Annotated in this window: 1 protein-coding gene; it reads right to left on the reverse strand. The window is 50.4% G+C overall.

What is annotated here, in order from left to right; genetic code table 11:
* Nucleotides 1-34 precede the first annotated feature (34 nt).
* Nucleotides 35-1,063, reverse strand: coding sequence for an IS110 family RNA-guided transposase (locus DRJ53_RS20985; RefSeq protein ID WP_114237631.1), 1,029 nt, complete (start codon nucleotides 1,061-1,063; stop codon nucleotides 35-37).
* Nucleotides 1,064-1,402: the final 339 nt, after the last annotated feature.

Genomic DNA, 1,402 nt, shown 5'->3' on the forward strand with positions numbered 1-1,402 from the left:
TCGGCATGATTGTCATGATTTATCCAAAAATTTTTTAAGCTGCAGCGGGTCGTTTTTCTTCATACTTCCGGCCCTTAGTCACTACCGAAGCTACGCGCAGCAGAATTTTGTTTTTGATGGCGTTGATCACGCACAGGTCATGCTTGCCTTCTGCTTTCTTGCGCTCATAATAGCTGCGAAACTCCTCCTTGTGTACCACCACGGACCGTGCTCCCTGGTGCAAGAGCTTCTTTAGCTCCTTGTTGGCCATTGGGTGCACCCGGGCACGTCCCCTAATGGATGTGCCGCTTTGTTTGCCAAAAGGTGCCACACCTGCATAACAGGCCAGCGACTTACCGCTGACCCCTTCCGAAAAGTTGTTGGTGCAGCAAATCAGGTACACCGCCGTTACATGCCCCACACCAGGTACCGACAACAGTACACGATACCTGGCTTCCAGCGCTTCATTACCCATAATCAGCTCTTTGATGGCGGCTTCTATTTTCTGCAATGATGTTTTCAGGCCCTGGATGGCAGGACGAAGCCCCTGTGCCAGGGCTGCATACACCGCCTTGCTTTCACTGCGCTTCAATTGCAAGAGATGCTGGCAATGGGCAGCTTTCTGGCGCAGCAGCCGCGACCTCACGGCATACAGGTCTTTGAGCTGCAGCACCGCTTCACTCACCACCCTGCTGCTTTTAAGCGTATCTGCATGGTGCAGGCAGTAGGTGCACAGGCGCTCGGCATCCACACGGTCGTCCTTACCCCGTACAATTCCGAAGCTGTGGTGCAAACCTGTGGCATTGCCGATGTATAAGGGCAGCCCTGCGGCATGGCACCACCGCATGAGCGCACGATGGTACACGCCGGTGTTTTCAATTACCATCAGGGCCTGTCCACCCAATTGTACTGATGCTTTGAGCAACCACTTGTGCAATAGTGCAAACCCTTTTTTACTATTGTCTATACGAATGCTTTGCAGCGCAGAGAGGCTGTGGTCCTCCTTGCGTATGCGCAAGGCTACATCAATATGGTCCTGGCTGATGTCGGCACCCAAATAAAAACAAATGGCAGTGGAAGGCATGGGGCAAAGGGCGTTGAAAGGTTATGTATATATAGTGCTATGGCGTAGCTTTGGCCTCGGTTGCCTTACTGATGTTTGTCTCAACGACCTAGTCCTTGATAATGGGTATTGCCCTAATTGTCATTTGGTCCCTATAGAGAAAACAAACCGGTAGTGGATGGAATCATGCCCTGGGCCTTAAATCCCTGACAGCGTCATCATGCGCCACAGCCGGTCAGTAAGGTAATTTGTACAAAAAAACTAAACCAATAGCCAACCAAAGAAAGCAAACAGTATAGAAGTAAACCACAACAAAAAGAAAACCACCGCAATAATCAAAAATGCAAGTCTAAAGGACAG

Source organism: Paracnuella aquatica, from assembly GCF_003332885.2.
Lineage (GTDB): Bacteria > Bacteroidota > Bacteroidia > Chitinophagales > Chitinophagaceae > Flavisolibacter > Flavisolibacter aquaticus.

Excerpts from the sequence above, each read along its gene's own strand:
- DRJ53_RS20985 (WP_114237631.1), bottom strand. The coding sequence starts at position 1,063 with ATGCCTTCCACTGCCATTTGTTTTTATTTGGGTGCCGACATCAGCCAG.